This is a genomic window from Pseudarthrobacter phenanthrenivorans, assembly GCF_036455295.1.
GTDB lineage: Bacteria > Actinomycetota > Actinomycetes > Actinomycetales > Micrococcaceae > Arthrobacter > Arthrobacter phenanthrenivorans_C.
Genome location: NZ_JAYXNX010000001.1, coordinates 93,816 through 108,132, shown reverse-complemented (window position 1 = coordinate 108,132; position 14,317 = coordinate 93,816). Strand labels below are relative to the sequence as shown.

The 14,317-nt window shown below is 67.3% G+C and carries 12 protein-coding genes and 1 pseudogene; 3 read left to right on the top strand and 10 right to left on the bottom strand.

Annotated elements, in window-relative coordinates:
* Positions 1 to 24 precede the first annotated feature (24 nt).
* From VXJ37_RS00470 to VXJ37_RS00435, 8 genes are all read right to left on the bottom strand, one after another.
* Positions 25 to 1,062, bottom strand: coding sequence for an IniB N-terminal domain-containing protein (locus VXJ37_RS00470; protein WP_331321114.1), 1,038 nt, complete (start codon positions 1,060 to 1,062; stop codon positions 25 to 27).
* Between the two features lie 164 nt (positions 1,063 to 1,226).
* Complete coding sequence (locus VXJ37_RS00465) at positions 1,227 to 3,314, bottom strand: LuxR C-terminal-related transcriptional regulator (RefSeq protein ID WP_331321113.1); 2,088 nt, start codon at positions 3,312 to 3,314, stop codon at positions 1,227 to 1,229.
* Between the two features lies 1 nt (position 3,315).
* Positions 3,316 to 5,394 carry an Hsp70 family protein gene (locus VXJ37_RS00460; protein WP_440589766.1) on the bottom strand — a complete coding sequence of 693 codons (2,079 nt, stop codon included), beginning with the start codon at positions 5,392 to 5,394 and terminating at the stop codon, positions 3,316 to 3,318.
* 183 nt (positions 5,395 to 5,577) lie between these two features.
* Positions 5,578 to 6,666 carry a c-type cytochrome biogenesis protein CcsB gene (gene ccsB, locus VXJ37_RS00455; protein ID WP_331321111.1) on the bottom strand — a complete coding sequence of 363 codons (1,089 nt, stop codon included), beginning with the start codon at positions 6,664 to 6,666 and terminating at the stop codon, positions 5,578 to 5,580.
* A complete protein-coding gene (gene resB, locus VXJ37_RS00450; RefSeq protein ID WP_331321110.1) occupies positions 6,666 to 8,429 on the bottom strand; it encodes a cytochrome c biogenesis protein ResB in 1,764 nt (587 codons plus the stop codon). The genes ccsB and resB overlap by 1 nt, the downstream gene beginning before the upstream one ends.
* A complete protein-coding gene (locus VXJ37_RS00445; RefSeq protein WP_331321109.1) occupies positions 8,429 to 9,184 on the bottom strand; it encodes a cytochrome c biogenesis CcdA family protein in 756 nt (251 codons plus the stop codon). The genes resB and VXJ37_RS00445 overlap by 1 nt, the downstream gene beginning before the upstream one ends.
* Before the next feature lie 15 nt (positions 9,185 to 9,199).
* The gene (locus tag VXJ37_RS00440) at positions 9,200 to 9,760 is read right to left on the bottom strand and encodes a TlpA family protein disulfide reductase (RefSeq protein WP_331321464.1); all 561 of its coding nucleotides are present in this window, start codon (positions 9,758 to 9,760) and stop codon (positions 9,200 to 9,202) included.
* Positions 9,761 to 9,816: 56 nt separating this feature from the next.
* The gene (locus VXJ37_RS00435) at positions 9,817 to 10,497 is read right to left on the bottom strand and encodes a histidine phosphatase family protein (protein ID WP_331321108.1); all 681 of its coding nucleotides are present in this window, start codon (positions 10,495 to 10,497) and stop codon (positions 9,817 to 9,819) included.
* Positions 10,498 to 10,697: 200 nt separating this feature from the next.
* On the opposite strand from VXJ37_RS00435, the gene VXJ37_RS00430 reads away from it, so the two are divergent.
* Positions 10,698 to 11,246 carry a YceI family protein gene (locus VXJ37_RS00430; protein ID WP_331321107.1) on the top strand — a complete coding sequence of 183 codons (549 nt, stop codon included), beginning with the start codon at positions 10,698 to 10,700 and terminating at the stop codon, positions 11,244 to 11,246.
* A 220-nt stretch (positions 11,247 to 11,466) separates the two neighbouring features.
* Entirely contained in the window at positions 11,467 to 12,291 is an 825-nt protein-coding gene (locus VXJ37_RS00425; RefSeq protein WP_331321106.1) for a hypothetical protein, read from the top strand.
* 74 nt (positions 12,292 to 12,365) lie between these two features.
* Here the strand turns inward: VXJ37_RS00425 and VXJ37_RS00420 are convergent.
* A pseudogene (locus VXJ37_RS00420) lies at positions 12,366 to 13,069 on the bottom strand (redox-sensing transcriptional repressor Rex).
* Between the two features lie 9 nt (positions 13,070 to 13,078).
* Complete coding sequence (locus VXJ37_RS00415) at positions 13,079 to 13,333, bottom strand: glutaredoxin family protein (RefSeq protein ID WP_331321105.1); 255 nt, start codon at positions 13,331 to 13,333, stop codon at positions 13,079 to 13,081.
* A 78-nt stretch (positions 13,334 to 13,411) separates the two neighbouring features.
* Here VXJ37_RS00415 and VXJ37_RS00410 point away from each other — a divergent pair, with 78 nt between their 5' ends.
* The gene (locus VXJ37_RS00410) at positions 13,412 to 14,230 is read left to right on the top strand and encodes an HAD family hydrolase (RefSeq protein ID WP_331321104.1); all 819 of its coding nucleotides are present in this window, start codon (positions 13,412 to 13,414) and stop codon (positions 14,228 to 14,230) included.
* The last annotated feature ends 87 nt before the right edge of the window (positions 14,231 to 14,317 follow it).

Here is a 14,317-nt window from a genome sequence, read left to right as displayed (position 1 = left end):
CATGTCCCCTGTTCCAGTCAGGTGTTAGAGCGCTGTCGCGTCGTCTATGGGGGCGTGGTGGTCCAGGTCCGCATCTGTGTGGGCGGAGTTATCCTCCGGGAGGCCGAGTTGGTTATCCGCCTCCCCCAGGTCGCCCTCCATGAGGCCGGTGGCCGCATGGTCGTGGAAGGAATCGTCCACGTGCATTTCCGCTGCCGTACCGGTGGAGGTGTCCGGGTTGTACGGGTCTCCGGCCTGGATGAAGGTGTGGGTGGAGTTGTCGCTGGACGAGTCACCGACGTCGGGGGCCGTATCCATGCTGACGGAGTGGCCTGCAGGGTCTGTGGTGTCCAAGTGGCCCTCCATGCCGTGGGCATGGTCCAGGTTGTCGTCGAAGGAGTTGTCCGTGTCCAGGGCCACGTCGGTGTCGAAGGAATCGGATTGGCCGCTGCCCATTCCAGCGTCTGCGCCCACGTGGGTGGACTGGTCCATGGAGTGGTCCGTGCTGTAGGAATCCCTGATGTTGCCGGCATCCCGGGCACCCGCTCCATCGCCGGCGGAAACCGCGTGGTCCCCGGTGGCAGCCGCCGCTGCGTTGTCGAACCACTGCTCCACGTCCCCGTGTGCCCAGATGTTCTGGCTGACGGACTGGTCCGTGAAGATTCCACGGTCATCCAGCAAGGTGGTGTTGGTGGTGTACGAGAAGTGGTTCACCACGTGGTGGAGCTGCTGGACTGCGTTGGCGTGGTCGTCATGGTCGTAGGTTCCGCCCTGTCCCGGGCCATGTCCGCCCGCGTACACCGCCGGCATGGCCCCGGCGTGCGCGGCGGTTGGGCCCGCCTGCCCACCCCATGCGCTGTGAACGCCGGCAGTGGGGGCGCGGTCAAGGGCTGACGCATTTACGGTGATGGGCGCGTAATCGAGGACAACGGGCATAGCGGCGTCAACGTCAGCGGAGCACACGTTGCCCAGGCCGTGTTCCGCGAGCGCCCTCTCGGGGTCGGCCAGGAACGCCCGGACCGCCTCCCGGTCGCCGAAAAGCTGCATGAGGAACTGGACAAGGTCGTTTGCGAGTGTTGGCATATGCGTGGTCCTCACATCTTCTTCGAGTTGCGATCATCCGGCGGCGTTCCCCCTTTTGCCTCAAACCTAGGTTCACTTCCCCTGCATGGCATCGGGCCCATTCCCCCTACCCGCTGGTTCCGCTCCGGGGTGACTGCCATGGCGCGCCTAGGGGCATTAGGGGCTCATTCCTGTTGCGGGTTGAGCTGCTGGGAACTCTCGACGCCGAGCGCAAGGCGCAAGCGTGCCAGGAGGTCAGAGCGGTTTTCGGCACCCAGCCGGCGCCGGATCCTGGCAATATGATGCTCTGCGGTCCGCGGTGAGATGTAGATCGCTTCCCCGATTTCGCGGTAGGTCTTGCCTTCCAGCACCAGCCGGGCGACTTCCTTTTCGCGCTCGCTCAGCCCGGATGCGTCCGGCTGCCCCGCTTTGCCGGTGCCGTCCGCTCCGTTTCCTGCCTGCACCTCGGCGGACCCCGGTGGCCCGGCGGCCGGAGGGCCCTGGGGATGGAGGTCCCGGGCACAGGAGAGCAGGCGCATCATGTCCCGGCGTTCGTCGGCCCGGGCGGCCGCGTGCCCGGCGAGCCGCGCGCCTTCCCAGGGCATTCCGACTGCTGCCAGCAGCCGGGCGGCGCCTTCCACGTCGGCGGTGCGGAACCGGCCGGCCAGCACGGACACCCAGGCTTTGCCGGCCGTGGCGAGGACCGCGGCAAGCTGGCTGTGGGTGGAGGCCTTGGCCAGTGCCGTTGCATGTGGAGCCAGGTCTGCGGGCCTCTCATTCAGCAGCGCGGCCTGGACGGCGGACCAGTGCAGGGGAACGGACCACAGGGCGGGTTCGCCGAGGCGGCCCAGCAGCTTCCAGGCGTCCTCAAGGTATTGCGCCACGCGGCGCGTCTCCCGCAACCGGGCGGCAGCGATCAGCAGTTCCCCCCATGGCAGCAGGTTGTAAAGGTCAACCGAGGTGTGCAGCATGGCCTCGCGGGCCCGCTCCCAAGCGCGGAGGAGCTCGGGCACGTTACCGTTCCGGCGTGCCAGGCCCACTTCCAAAGCGGCGGACATGAACTCATCGCGCGGGACCAGCGGCCAATGGTTGGCTTTGGCCGCCTCGGTGGCGGCAAGCCGGGCATCCTCGAGTTTGTCCTGCGTCATGGCTGCCCATGCTTGGAGCAACAGGAGCCTGGGTTGGGCCGCGTCGCCGCCCTGCCCCGCAGCTGCCGCCGCCCGGCAGACTGTCTCGGCCAGGTGCGGCTCACCGCTGTGCAGTGCCAGGAGTGCCGCCAGCGCGGCGGGTGTTTCCGGCAAGGGGAGGGCCGTCCCGGCCGAGTTCAGCATGTCCGAGGCATGGATCAGGATGGAAATGCCCTGCTGCGGCTTTTCGCCCAGGGACGCGAGGATCCCCTGTCCGGTCTGGACCAGTGCAGCGGCCAGGAGCGTCGGCGAGGCCGGGGGCGCGTCCGGCTGGAAGAAGGCCTCCGCTCCGGCCCGGTCGCCGGAGCCAACCATGGCGACGGCGGCAAGGGGTGCCGAGGCACCCACGCGGCCCGGGCCAAGCCAGTTGTAGACGTCCGCGCCGCGCGCCAGCATTCCCCGCTGTGCCCAGACGGAAGCGGCAACATCTGCCCCGCGGCGCACGTCAGGCGGCTCCGCGCTGACCAGGAGGGAGTCGATGGTGCGGGCGGCGGCATCGAGTTCCCCGTCCCCTGCTGCGGCCTGGGCGCGCCGCGCCGCGGTGGCCAGCGGGTCGGCGCCAGCCAGGAGCGCCTCCTCATAAAGCTGCCCTGCGAGCCGGGGATCGCGCTCCAGGGCAGCGTTCGCAGCCTGTTCCAGTTCCATCGCAACGCGTGGATCAGCCAGGCCGCCCCTGGCGAGCTCGCGGGCAAGGGCACCCAGGGGTTGTCCCGTCGAAGCGAAAACAGCCACCAGCTCACGCTGGAGGGCGTGGACCTTGGCGGCCGGGGTGGCCGCCAGCAGTGCGTGCTGGGCGGTGCCTACCACCGTGCCATCGGGCCTCAGCAGCCCGGCACTCTCGGCCCGGTCCACCAGCGCATCAAGATCTTCCACTGCTCCGCCGGCGAGTTTGTGCTGAAGATCCGCAGGAAGTGGCCCCGGCAGGGCGAAGCCCACCGAGAGCGCCAGCAGCAGCTCACGTACGGCCGCATTCGCCCCCTTGAGTTGATTGGCCATCAGCTCCGCGCCATGGGGCGGGTGCCCCTGGTGGTCCGGTGACGTACGCAGGGGAACGAAGTGCTCTGCCCGCTGGAGTTGTCCGTCCATATCAGGCCGCCGGCGCGGTGGTGGTCGGGTCCGTTGTTGCCACGGCAGTTTCAGTTGCCGTGGCAGTGGGCGCAAGCGCCGTGTCCTGCGGCGTCGGGCTGGCCTCAGCACTGAGCTGGGTGGGAGTGGCCCCCGGGTCCGGGCTTGCCGTGGCCGTTGGAGCATCCGTCTGCACCGGCGTGTCGGTGGTGCTGGCCGGCGTGGGCGAGGCCGTCGGGACAGGCGTTGCGGTGCCACCCGCGCCGGACCCGGTAGGAGTTGGGCTGGCGGTCGGCGTGGTGATGGTGGTGGTGGGCGGATTGGTCGGAACCGGCGAGGGGGTGCCGGTCGGTGTCGTGGCAGTTATGGGTGCCGCATCCAGGACGATCCCGCTACCGGCAGGGGCACCGTTGGCACTGGATGGTGCGGTGGCTGCAGGAGCTGCGCCGGCCTGCACAGGACTCCCTGAAGTGGGCCCGCCGACGGCCGCAGTCCCCTCGCCGCCGGTTGAATGGCGCCCGGTGGGCTGCGCAGACGCGCTGGCGGAGGCTTCCTGGCTGGCCTGCTTGCTGGCGCTGGCCTCGACGCCGGCCAGCGGCCGGGGCACGGCGGCTGCCGCTCCCCCTGCACGGGGCCCCTCCGTCCCCCCGGCTCCCACGGAGCCGCCCGTGGTACTGGCACCCGCCTGCGGGACGAACATTGCGGTCAGGCTCCCGAAACCGTCCGGACTCTGCGCGGCAGTGGCCGTGAGGATGGTCAGCACAGCGGCGGCTGCGGCCACGGCCGTGACCCGGACAGTGGGTTTCGGCGCGTGCGCGCCCCCCTTCCCCTTACCTTCCCCTGCCGCCGTCGTATATTTCCTTGACCAGCTGGGCATTACGGGAGCAACTGGGGCGGTGGGCACGGTTGGAGCGGGAGGCCCGACGGCGGCGGCCGCCTCAGCGCCGTCCGCCCGGGACCCGGGCGTTTCAGCCCCGTCCGCTGCCGCGGCCTCCGTTGCGGTGGCCTCCGCCGCGGCGGTGAAGGCGAGAAGCGCCGCCACGGCGGCTCCCAGGCAGATGGAGGATTTCGGGTCCGCGTCCACGGCGATGGGGCGGTCCAGCTGCTCCGACACCAGTTCGGCCACCAGCGGGATCCGGGAGGACCCACCGATCAGCAGCACGGTGGAAAGGTCGGCCGGCTCCAGGTGCAGCTGGACCAGGGAGTGCTGCAGCGCCTCTACTGTTTCCCGCAGGGGCTCCTCGATCAGTGCCTCGAACTCGGAACGCACCAGCCGTACCTGCTGCTGGACTCCCGGAAGGAGCACGGGGATATTGGCCTCGCTGTCCACGGACAACGCTTCCTTGGCCTCGACGCATTCGCGCCGGAGCCGGGCCAGGGCTCCCAGCACGGCGGGATCGGTGGGATCGAGGTCATGGAGGGCGGTCCCGGTGTGCGCGGCAACGTAGCCAAAAACGGCCGCGTCAAAGTCGGCGCCGCCCAGGTCCTCGATGCCCTCCGGGCGCCCCATCAGGTCAAAGCGGCTGCTGCCGGACTTCCTCAGGACGGCCGTATCGAAGGTACCCCCGCCAAGGTCGTACACCGCGATGGTGCTTCCCTCATCGACCCGGACCTGGGATGCGTAGTGAAGTGCCGCGGCCTCGGGTTCCGGAAGGAGCGTGACGTTTTCCAGGCCGTGGGCTGCGAGGGCGTTCCGGATGACGGACAGGCGGTGGTTTCCCCACGCGGCGGGGTGGGTCAGGAAGAGCGCCGACGGCGGTCCCCCTTCCCGTTCGGCAGCCCGGTCTGCCACCCACCGGGCCATGGTGGCGAAGACCTCCTCAGGCTGCAGCGCCAGGCTTCCCAGGATGATGGGTACCTCGTCACCGATCCTGCGCTTGAATTCCCGCACCACGCGTTCCGGCGAGTCCAGCCCGCGGCGCTCCGCCGCCTCGCCCACCAGGACGGCTCCCTCTTCCGGGAAGTACAGGACCGAAGGCACCGAAGCGCCCCGCGACCCCAGGGGCAGGCTCTCGGGCACAGGGGAGGCACCCTTGTGAAAACGAACCACGGCGGCTGCCGTGAAACTGGTCCCGACGTCAACGGCGAGAGCGTAGTTCATGGGTACCTCGAAAGGCTGGTGGTCCACATGCAAGCTTCATCACAGTGAACGTCACCAACGTAGCATCATCGAAGGACCGGGGAACACCCCTGTTGCTACATCGAATTGCCATTCAGCCCGTCCATGCCGCCTGGCGGCGGAAAAGGGGCCGAAAGTCCCGGGTGCCGGCCCCGGGGAAGGACCCTAGAGGCCGGAGTAGGAGTGGAGGCCGTTGAAGAGCGTGTTGACGATCGTGAAGTTGAAGATCACGCAGAGGTAGCCCACGATGGACAGCCATGCGGCGCGGGTTCCGGTCCAGCCGCGGGTGGCGCGGGCGTGCAGGTAGCCGGCGTAGACGACCCAGATGACGAAGGTCCACACTTCCTTGGTGTCCCAGCCCCAGAACCGGCCCCAGGCCTTTTCGGCCCAGATGGCACCGAACATCAGGGTGAAGGTCCAGCCGATGAAGGCGATGGCGTTGATGCGGTAGGACAGGTTTTCCAGGCTCAGCGCTGAAGGCACCAGGCGCATGAAACCGAGCTTGTCGGCGCCGCCGGCGGCAACCGTCTTCTGCCGGTGCGACTGCACCAGCTGCAGGGCGGACATCGCGAACGTCAGGGTGAACAGCGAGGAGGAAAGAACCGCGATGGAGACGTGGATAACGAGCCAGTAGCTCTGCAGTGCGGGAACCAGGTGGCCCACCGGGGTCCAGAACGCCACGGAGGCGGCAACCATCATGATGATCACCAGGCCCACTACGAAGGTGCCCAGGAAGCGGAGGTCGCGGCGGATCAGCGAAAGCAGGAACACGGCTGCCACCAGGAATGCGCCGGTGGTGAGGAATTCGTACATGTTGCCCCACGGCACGCGGCCGGCGCCGAAGGCCCTGGTGACGACGCCCGCGCCGTGGATGACTGCGGCAAGGGTGGTCAGGGCTACGGCGACCCGCGCCGGAACCCGGCGCTCCGCGGCGTACTTCATGTCTCCGTCGGCCGTCCTGACACCCCCGGCGCCTGCGCCGCCGGCCCGGGCGGCAGACGACGACGGACGCTCGGCCCGGTCGGCCGGCCCGTCCAGGCGGTCCCGGACAGAGCCCGCGGCCACGCCGGCAGCTACGGGGACCTTGGCGGGGGTCCCGGCCTGGGCGGCCTTGAGATCCACGGCCCGAAGTGCCTTGCTGCTCTTGGCAAGGTCCCAGGCGAAGGCGATGAAGGCCACGGTGTAGGTTCCCGCCGCCAGCAGCATGAAGAGTTCGCTGTACTGGCCCATGGTTTCGTTGATTCCAAATGGCATTACTGGTCCTTTTCGGGCCCTGTGGGGCCTGCTGGGGTGGTGGGGGAGCCTGCGGCATTGTCGACGGAGCCTGCGACATTATCGCTGATCCGGCTGGGAGTTTGCTGGGACGGAGCACTGTCTTCGGCGGCGGATTCTTCGGGCAGCTGCCACTCCGTGGAGAAAAGTTTCCGGAGGGCTGCCGCTTCTCCGGCCAGGCGGTGGTCTTCGCCGCGGGCCAGGAGCCCGTATTCCACCATGGTGCGGCCGTCGTCCGCGGTGCCCGTGCGTACCCAGACGCGCCTGCGGTTGACGTAGAGCGACAGGATCAGGCCGGCCACTGCCAGGAGTGCGAAGACCAGGGCGTACACCTGCCCGGGATTGTGGTGGATGTCCACGCCGATATAGCGCTTAACGCCATCGAAGCTGATGCTGCCCTTGCCGTCCGGCAGCGTGTAAGTGGAGCCGGGGGCAAGGGTGATGCCGCCGGCCGCCAGGTTGCGGGCGTTGAGCGGGGTCAGGTTCTTGACGTCGAGTTCGAAGACGTTCTGCGGAGCACCGGTGTCCAGGCCCAAGTTCCCGTAGTAGGAGTTGAGGGTCAGCTGCGGGTTGAACAACTCCGGATCGGCGCTGAACGAGACATTCTTGTCATTGACGAATGCGGTGGGCAGGAAGAAGCCCACAAACCCGAGCTGGTCCGGCTTGGCGTCCGGAACCTTGATGACCACCGAGGAATAGTAGTTCTGGCCCTGCAGTTTGGCCACCACCGGGCCCTGCATGGCGATGTTGCCATTCCCGTCCCGGATGGTTACCACCGGCGCGTAGCCGTTGCCGGTGAGGTAGATGCTGGTCCCCCCGAGGCTCACGGGGTCGTTCACCTTCAGGAGCTCCTGCTTGGGCGGGGCGTCCGGGTTTTCCTTGGTGGTCACGGTGGCGGCGAAGTCGATGGGCTGGCCGAACTTGCCCTTTGATTCGCGGTCGAACGTGATGTTGAACTTGTTCAACTGCAGGGAGTAAGGCTGCAGCTGGCTCGACTGGAAGTTGGTGCCCGGGCTGAACTGGTCGTAGCCCACCAGGGTGTTCACGAACGTGTCGCCCTCCACCAGGATGCGCTGGCCGCTGTAGCCAAACAGTCCGCCCGCGGCCACGGACACCAGCACGCCGATGAGCGAGGTATGGAAGACCAGGTTGCCCACTTCCTTCAGGAAGCCGCGCTCGGCACCCAGGGACGGAAGGGCGCCGTCGGCATCCCTCACCTCCACCCGGTAGCCACGCTTCCGGAGTATCCCGGCCGCATTGTTGATGGCTTCCGACGCCGGAATGCCGGCACCTGAGGGAATCACCAGGGTGCCGTATTCGGGCAGCCGGGAGAGGCGCTGCGGGGTCCGCGGCGGCTGGGAGCGCATGGCCTTGTAGTGGGCGATGGCGCGGGGAACCACGCAGCCGATCAACGAGATGAAGAGCAGCAGGTAGATGGCCGAGAACCAGACCGAGGAGTAGACGTCGTAGAGCTGCAGGCTGTCCAGCAGCTTGCCGTAGTCAGGGTGGTCCGTGATGTATTGGGTGACGTTGGCCGGGTTGGCGGGCCGCTGCGGGAACAACGAGCCGGGCACGGCGGCGACGGCAAGGAGCAGCAGGAGGAACAGAGCGGTGCGCATGCTGGTCAGCTGGGTCCAGGCCCAGCGCAGCATGCCCTTGGGCCCGAGTGCCGGAAGGGCAGCCTGGGCTTTTGCCTCCGCAATGGGGGCGGATTGCTTTTTCTTTACGTTCACGCGCTCGCTCATTAGATTGGCAACTTCACATCGGTTTGGAACCAGTACTGCAGCCCGGTCACCCAGGCACCCCACACGCCGGTGGCCATCAGCAGCCCGAGCACCACCAGGATTCCGCCGCCGGTCCGCTGGATGGCCAGCCGGTGCTTGCGGAAAAAGGCCATGACACCCATCCCCCGGCGCAGGGCCAGGGCGATCAGCAGGAACGGGATGCCCAGCCCCAGGCTGTAGACAAAGGCCAGGAAGGCGCCCTTGGCGGCAGAGGACCCACCGGACAGGCTGAGCAGCTGCACCGCGGAGTAGGTGGGGCCGATGCACGGCGCCCACCCCAGCCCAAAGGTCAGCCCCAGCAGGGGCGCGCCCCAGAGGCCTGCCGGCGGCTTGGCGTGGATTTTCGCGTCCCGCTGGAGCCAGCTGAAGCCCCCCATGAACACAATGCCCATGATGATTACCAGGAGCCCCAGGAGCTGGGTGATCCACGCGTTCTGGCTGCCCGTGATCAGGGTGCCCAACTGGCCGAACGCGCCGCCCAGCAGCACGAAGATCACGGAGAAGCCCAGGACGAACAGTCCGATGCCGGCCAGCATCCGGCCGCGTTTTTGCTTCTGCAGGTCCACACCACTCAGGCCCGTCACGTACCCCAGGTATCCCGGGACCAGCGGAAGGACGCAGGGAGAAAGGAAGGAAACCAGGCCGGCGAGCAGTGCCACCGGGATGGCCAGCAGCAGGGATCCGCTGAGGATGGCTTCTGCAAAGGGGCTGTTCACGGTCCCGGCCTGTCCCTACTCCGCCACGGCGGCGGTGATGAGGGCCTTCAGGGTGCCCTTTTCGATCTCGCCCAGGACGCGGGAGGCAACCCGCCCCTGCTTGTCCAGGACCAGGGTGGTGGGCACGGCGCCGGGGGGAACCAGCCCGGAAACGGACAGCAGGACGGCCCCGTCCTTGTCGTTGAAGCTGGGGTAGGTGAGGTTGAAGGTCTTCTCGAAGGCCTGGGCAGTTGCCTTCTCGTCGCGGAGGTTGACGCCGAAGAACTGGACGCCCTGGTCCTTGAACTCCTGGTGCAGCGATTCCAGGAGCGGCGCCTCCACCCTGCACGGGGCGCAGGCCGCGAACCAGAAGTTAAGGACGCTGACCTTTCCCTGGAAATCGGCCGGTGTCACCTTGGTGCCGTCAAACAGGGCCCCCTGGACCTGCACGGCTTCCTTGCGGTCCGCGGCAGCGAACTCCGTCACGGAGCCGTCCCCGGCAACGTAGTTCTTGTTGTCCCCGGCCTTGGCCTGCTTGGCCAGCGCATCCTCCTGGGCGCAGCCGGACAGGCCAAGGGTCAGGGCGGTCAGGGCCATGCCGCCGGCGGCCAGAAGGCGGCGGCGGGAAGGAAGGATGTGGTTGTTGCTCACTGCTAGGCTCCAGGGGTGCTGGCGGCACCGGGAAGAAGGGACGCCGCGGGTTCGCTGTACTCGACCCGCAGAAGCGAGCCGTCGTCGTCGAATACCAGGGACGTGACGGAGGTCAGGGTGCATTCGCGCTTGCGGGGGTCATGCCACAGGGGCCTGCCTTCGGCGCTCAGCCGGGTGGCCCAGATGGGCAGCTGGTGGCTGACCAGGATGGCCTCGGGACCGTCGGCGCCGAGGTCGCCCGCAGCATGTTCGATGGCCTGAAGCCGCGCATCCTGCACGGCAGCAGCCACCCGCGCAGCCTGCTGCTTGTACGGCTCACCCCAGGAGGGGCGCAGGGGATTGACCAGGCGCGGCCAGTGCCTGGGGCGCCTGAGTTCCGCCTTGGTGACTTTCATCCCCTCGAAGTAGTTTTCCGCTTCGATGATCCGCTCATCGGTGTGGATCTGCAGGTGCAGCGCTTCCGACGTCGGGCGTGCGGTTTCCTGCGCACGGTCAAGCGGTGAGGCGGCCAGGTAGGTGATGCGGGCGCCGCGCTCGGCGCGCTGCCGGAAGTGTTCGGCAAGCACGCGGGCCATCTCCTGCCCCAGTTCGGAGAGGTGGAAATCCGGGAGCCGTCCGTAGAGAACGCCGTCGGGGTTATGGACCTCGCCGTGGCGGAGCAGATGGACAGTGGCTTGGGGCATGTGTACCAGTTTCTCAAAGATGGCGTGCGATCCGAAATCTTCTACATCCAGTAGAACTTAAGTTTTTGAAGAAATGTTCCAAAGGCGGGAACAAAAGATGCAAATGCATGTTTATACTGGATGCAGCAGTTAGTTGAGACTTCAACCGATGAAGCTTCAACATCACGACCTCAACAGGTATCAACTCAAGGAGCAACATCATGACACTTCCCGCAGACGTCACCACCGGCACCTGGACCCTGGACAACTCCCACAGCGAGATTGGCTTCACCGTACGGCACGCAGGCATCAGCAAGGTCCGTGGCCAGTTCACCGAAGCCGCCGCCACCCTTCAGCTGGCCGAGGACGTGGCCGACTCGAAGATCAACGCCACCATCCAGACCGCCAGCTTCGATTCCGGTGATGCCAACCGCGACGGCCACGTCAAGGGCGGCGACTTCTTCGACGTGGAGCAGTTCCCGGAGATTTCCTTCGTCTCCAACGGCCTGGTGGCCAAGGGCAACAGCTACGAACTCACCGGCGACCTGACCATCAAGGGCGTCACCCGCCCGGTGACCCTGGAAACCGAGTTCAACGGTGTGGCCGTTGACCCGTTCGGCAACACCCGCGCCGGCGTCTCCGCTGAAACCACCATCAGCCGCAAGGACTTCGGCCTGACCTGGAACGCTGTGCTGGAAACCGGCGGCGTGCTGGTCAGCGACAAGGTTGCCATCAACCTGGAACTCGCCTTCATCGCTCCCGCAGCGTAATTTCCCCCGAACACCGCACCCCGGCACCGGCCCACGAGGCAGGCTCCGGGGTGCGGTGTTTAACGGGCGGAACCAACAGGCCCCGGCCGGCGTGAATAAGTTGTGAATCATCCACATCACCGACGGCCCGGGGTACGGTGGACGTAAGCCATGCTGGGGGGAAGGCTGAGGACCGATTCCCGGCAGCCCACCTGGATCCCGACCCGCAGAAGGAACGCCCATGAGCACCCCTCCCGTCCCGCCTCCCGCGCCCCAAGACCCCCACTCCGGCGACGGCCAGCCCGGGAACGACCAGTCCGGGTCCCAGCAGCCCCGCTACGGCCAGAATGCGCCGCAGTACGGACAGAACGCACCGCAGTACGGGCAGAATGCACCCCAGTACGGGCAGAACCAGCCGCAGTACGGCCAAAACCTGCCGCAGTATGGATCGCAGCCGCCGGCGGCGCCGCAGTACGGCCAGAACGCTCCCCAGTATGGCGGGCAGTACGGGCAGGGGCAGCCCCAATACGGGCAGTCTGCGTACGGCCAATCTCCCTACGGCCAGTACCCCTCCGAGCAGCCTCAGCCGGCCGGCAGCGCCGGGATCCCGCAACTGGTAAACATCTCCTTCTGGCTGCTCATCGCGTCAGGGGTCCTTTTTGTGGTCGGCATGATCCTGGGGCTCACCCAGCTTGATGACCCCCAGCTCCGGCAGCTCTTTGACCAGCAGATGAAGGCCGGCGGGGCAGACATCAGCTACGACAACATGAAGGGCTTCATTGCCGGCACCCTGGTGGTGTTTGCCATCATCGGGGCGGCCCTGTACCTGCTCGTGGCCTTCTTCGTCCGCAAGGGCAGGAACTGGGCCCGTATCCTGGGCACTGTATTTGCGGCACTGTCCGTCTTCGGCCTGTTCGGGGTTCCCAGCCTCTCGACGATTGGCACGCTCCTGGGGATTGCCGCCATTGTGCTGCTCTACCTGCCCGCAGCTGCTCCGTATTTCCGGAAACAGCAGCCGTTTACGAACCCCTATGGCGGCGGGTTCGGCAACCCGTACGGGCGGTAGCGGCTACGTCCGCTGACGTCATAACGGCCCGGGAGGCAGCAATGCTTCCCGGGCCGTTTGCGTTTAACCAGCTGCTACGCCGTCTGCCCTGGCGTCTGGGCCCGCTGGGCATGGTAGGCCAGGATCTGGAGTTCGGTGGCCATGTCCACCTTGCGGAGGTTTACGCCCTCGGGAACCTGCAGCATCACTGGCGCGAAGCTCAGCACGCTGCGCACTCCTGCCGCCACCACGCGGTCGCAGACGCCCTGGGCCACCGCGGCCGGAAGCGCCAGCACCACCATGTTGGCCCCGGTGCGGTGCAGGACGGTTTCAAGGTCCGCCACGTCGCTCACCCGGAGCCACCCCACCTCGCTGCCCACCACCATCTGGTCGGCGTCGAAGATGGCCACGACATCGAACCCGCGGGACTCAAAGCCGCCGTACCGGGCCAGGGCCTTGCCCAGGTTGCCGGCGCCCACGATGGCGACCTTCCAGTCGTGGGTCAGGCCAAGGGCCGCGGCAATGTGGCGGCTGAGGTACTGCACCTCGTACCCCACCCCCTGGTGCCGTACGAGCCCACATGGGAGAGGTCCTTGCGCAGCGTGGAGGAACTGACGCCGGAGGCTTCCGCAAGGGACTCGGAGGAGACACGTTCCACACCCTCGGCCAGCAGGGTGTTGAGGGCCCGCAGGTAGAGCGTCAGCCGGGCAACTGCGGCAGGCGGGATCTGTTTGGGCGGCGTGCCGCCGGCATTGGGAAGTTCCGGGACAGGCTGCGATGTTGAGTCCAGGGAGGTCACGGCGCTCCCCTACCGGGCCATGGCGCGCTGCAGCACGCGTTCCAGCCGGGCCTCGTCGATTTTCCAGAAGTCACGCTGGACCCCGTCCACCAGCACCACCGGAATCTCCTCGGCATAGCGCTCCCGGAGTTCCGGCTGGTTGTCCACCCGTTCCTCGCTCCAGGTAAGCCCCAGCGAGGCAGTGACCCGGCTGACGGCGTCGCGCGCCTCTTCGCAAAGGTGGCAGTCAGCTTTGGTGACCAGGACGACGCGGGGTGTAGCCATGGCTTAACGGTATCGCCGTTCGCGGGTTGCCGGTGACGCCGACGGCGGCAGGCCGGTGGATTGACTAGACTCGAGTCCATGCCCGAGGAGAAATACGTCGCCGTAGTCACGCGGCCGGTTGCTGCGCCGCAGCCCGGTGAGGCGGCGTTTTTCGACGTGGACAACACCTTAATGCGCGGGGCCAGCCTCTTCCACGTGGCGCGGAAGATGCACCAGCGGGGAGCGTTCACCCTGAGGCAGGCGGCTGGCATGGCCTGGAAACAGTTCAAGTTCGTGGCCCGCGGTGAAAACATGGATGATGTCCACGCCGTCCGGGACTCGGCCCTGACCCTGGCAGTGGGCATCAGCGTTGACGACATCAAGGCCCTCGGCGAAGAGGTCTACGACGAAATGATCGCTTCGCGGATCTGGCCCGGCGCCAAGGCCCTGGCGGAACAGCACCTGCGGGTAGGCCGGCGGGTCTGGCTGGTGACGGCCACACCCATCGAAGTGGCCACCGTGATCTCCACCCGCCTGGGCCTGACCGGAGCGCTGGGCACAGTCGGCGAGGTTTCGGACGGCATGTACACGGGACGCCTGGTGGGTGACATCCTGCACGGCTCCGCTAAAGCCGTCGCAGTGCAGGCCATTGCCGACGAGGAGGGCCTGGACCTCAAGCGCTGCTGGGCCTACAGCGATTCCTACAACGACATCCCGCTGCTGTCGCTGGTGGGACACCCCGTGGCCATCAACCCGGACTCCAGGCTGCGCCGCCACGCCCGCGACCGCAACTGGCCGGTCTACGACTTCCGCGCCGGCCGCCGCGCCGCCACCTTCGGCCTCAAGGCGGCAACCTTCGGTGGCGTCGTCTACGGCCTGTGGAAGGGCTTCGCCCGCTTCCGTGGCCCGCGCGCCTAGCGCTGCCGGCTCTCACTTCGCCCTGCCGGCACTACACCAGGACAAACGAAATGCCCGCCGCCTGGGAAGGCGACGGGCATTTCCACG

Coding starts and splice junctions, on each gene's coding strand:
- VXJ37_RS00465 (WP_331321113.1), bottom strand. CDS start 3,314: ATGGACGGACAACTCCAGCGGGCAGAGCACTTCGTTCCCCTGCGTACG.
- ccsB (WP_331321111.1), bottom strand. CDS start 6,666: ATGCCATTTGGAATCAACGAAACCATGGGCCAGTACAGCGAACTCTTC.
- VXJ37_RS00410 (WP_331321104.1), top strand. CDS start 13,412: ATGCCCGAGGAGAAATACGTCGCCGTAGTCACGCGGCCGGTTGCTGCG.
- VXJ37_RS00440 (WP_331321464.1), bottom strand. CDS start 9,760: ATGGCCCTGACCGCCCTGACCCTTGGCCTGTCCGGCTGCGCCCAGGAG.
- resB (WP_331321110.1), bottom strand. CDS start 8,429: ATGAGCGAGCGCGTGAACGTAAAGAAAAAGCAATCCGCCCCCATTGCG.
- VXJ37_RS00425 (WP_331321106.1), top strand. CDS start 11,467: ATGAGCACCCCTCCCGTCCCGCCTCCCGCGCCCCAAGACCCCCACTCC.
- VXJ37_RS00430 (WP_331321107.1), top strand. CDS start 10,698: ATGACACTTCCCGCAGACGTCACCACCGGCACCTGGACCCTGGACAAC.
- VXJ37_RS00435 (WP_331321108.1), bottom strand. CDS start 10,497: ATGCCCCAAGCCACTGTCCATCTGCTCCGCCACGGCGAGGTCCATAAC.
- VXJ37_RS00470 (WP_331321114.1), bottom strand. CDS start 1,062: ATGCCAACACTCGCAAACGACCTTGTCCAGTTCCTCATGCAGCTTTTC.
- VXJ37_RS00415 (WP_331321105.1), bottom strand. CDS start 13,333: ATGGCTACACCCCGCGTCGTCCTGGTCACCAAAGCTGACTGCCACCTT.
- VXJ37_RS00460 (WP_440589766.1), bottom strand. CDS start 5,394: ATGAACTACGCTCTCGCCGTTGACGTCGGGACCAGTTTCACGGCAGCC.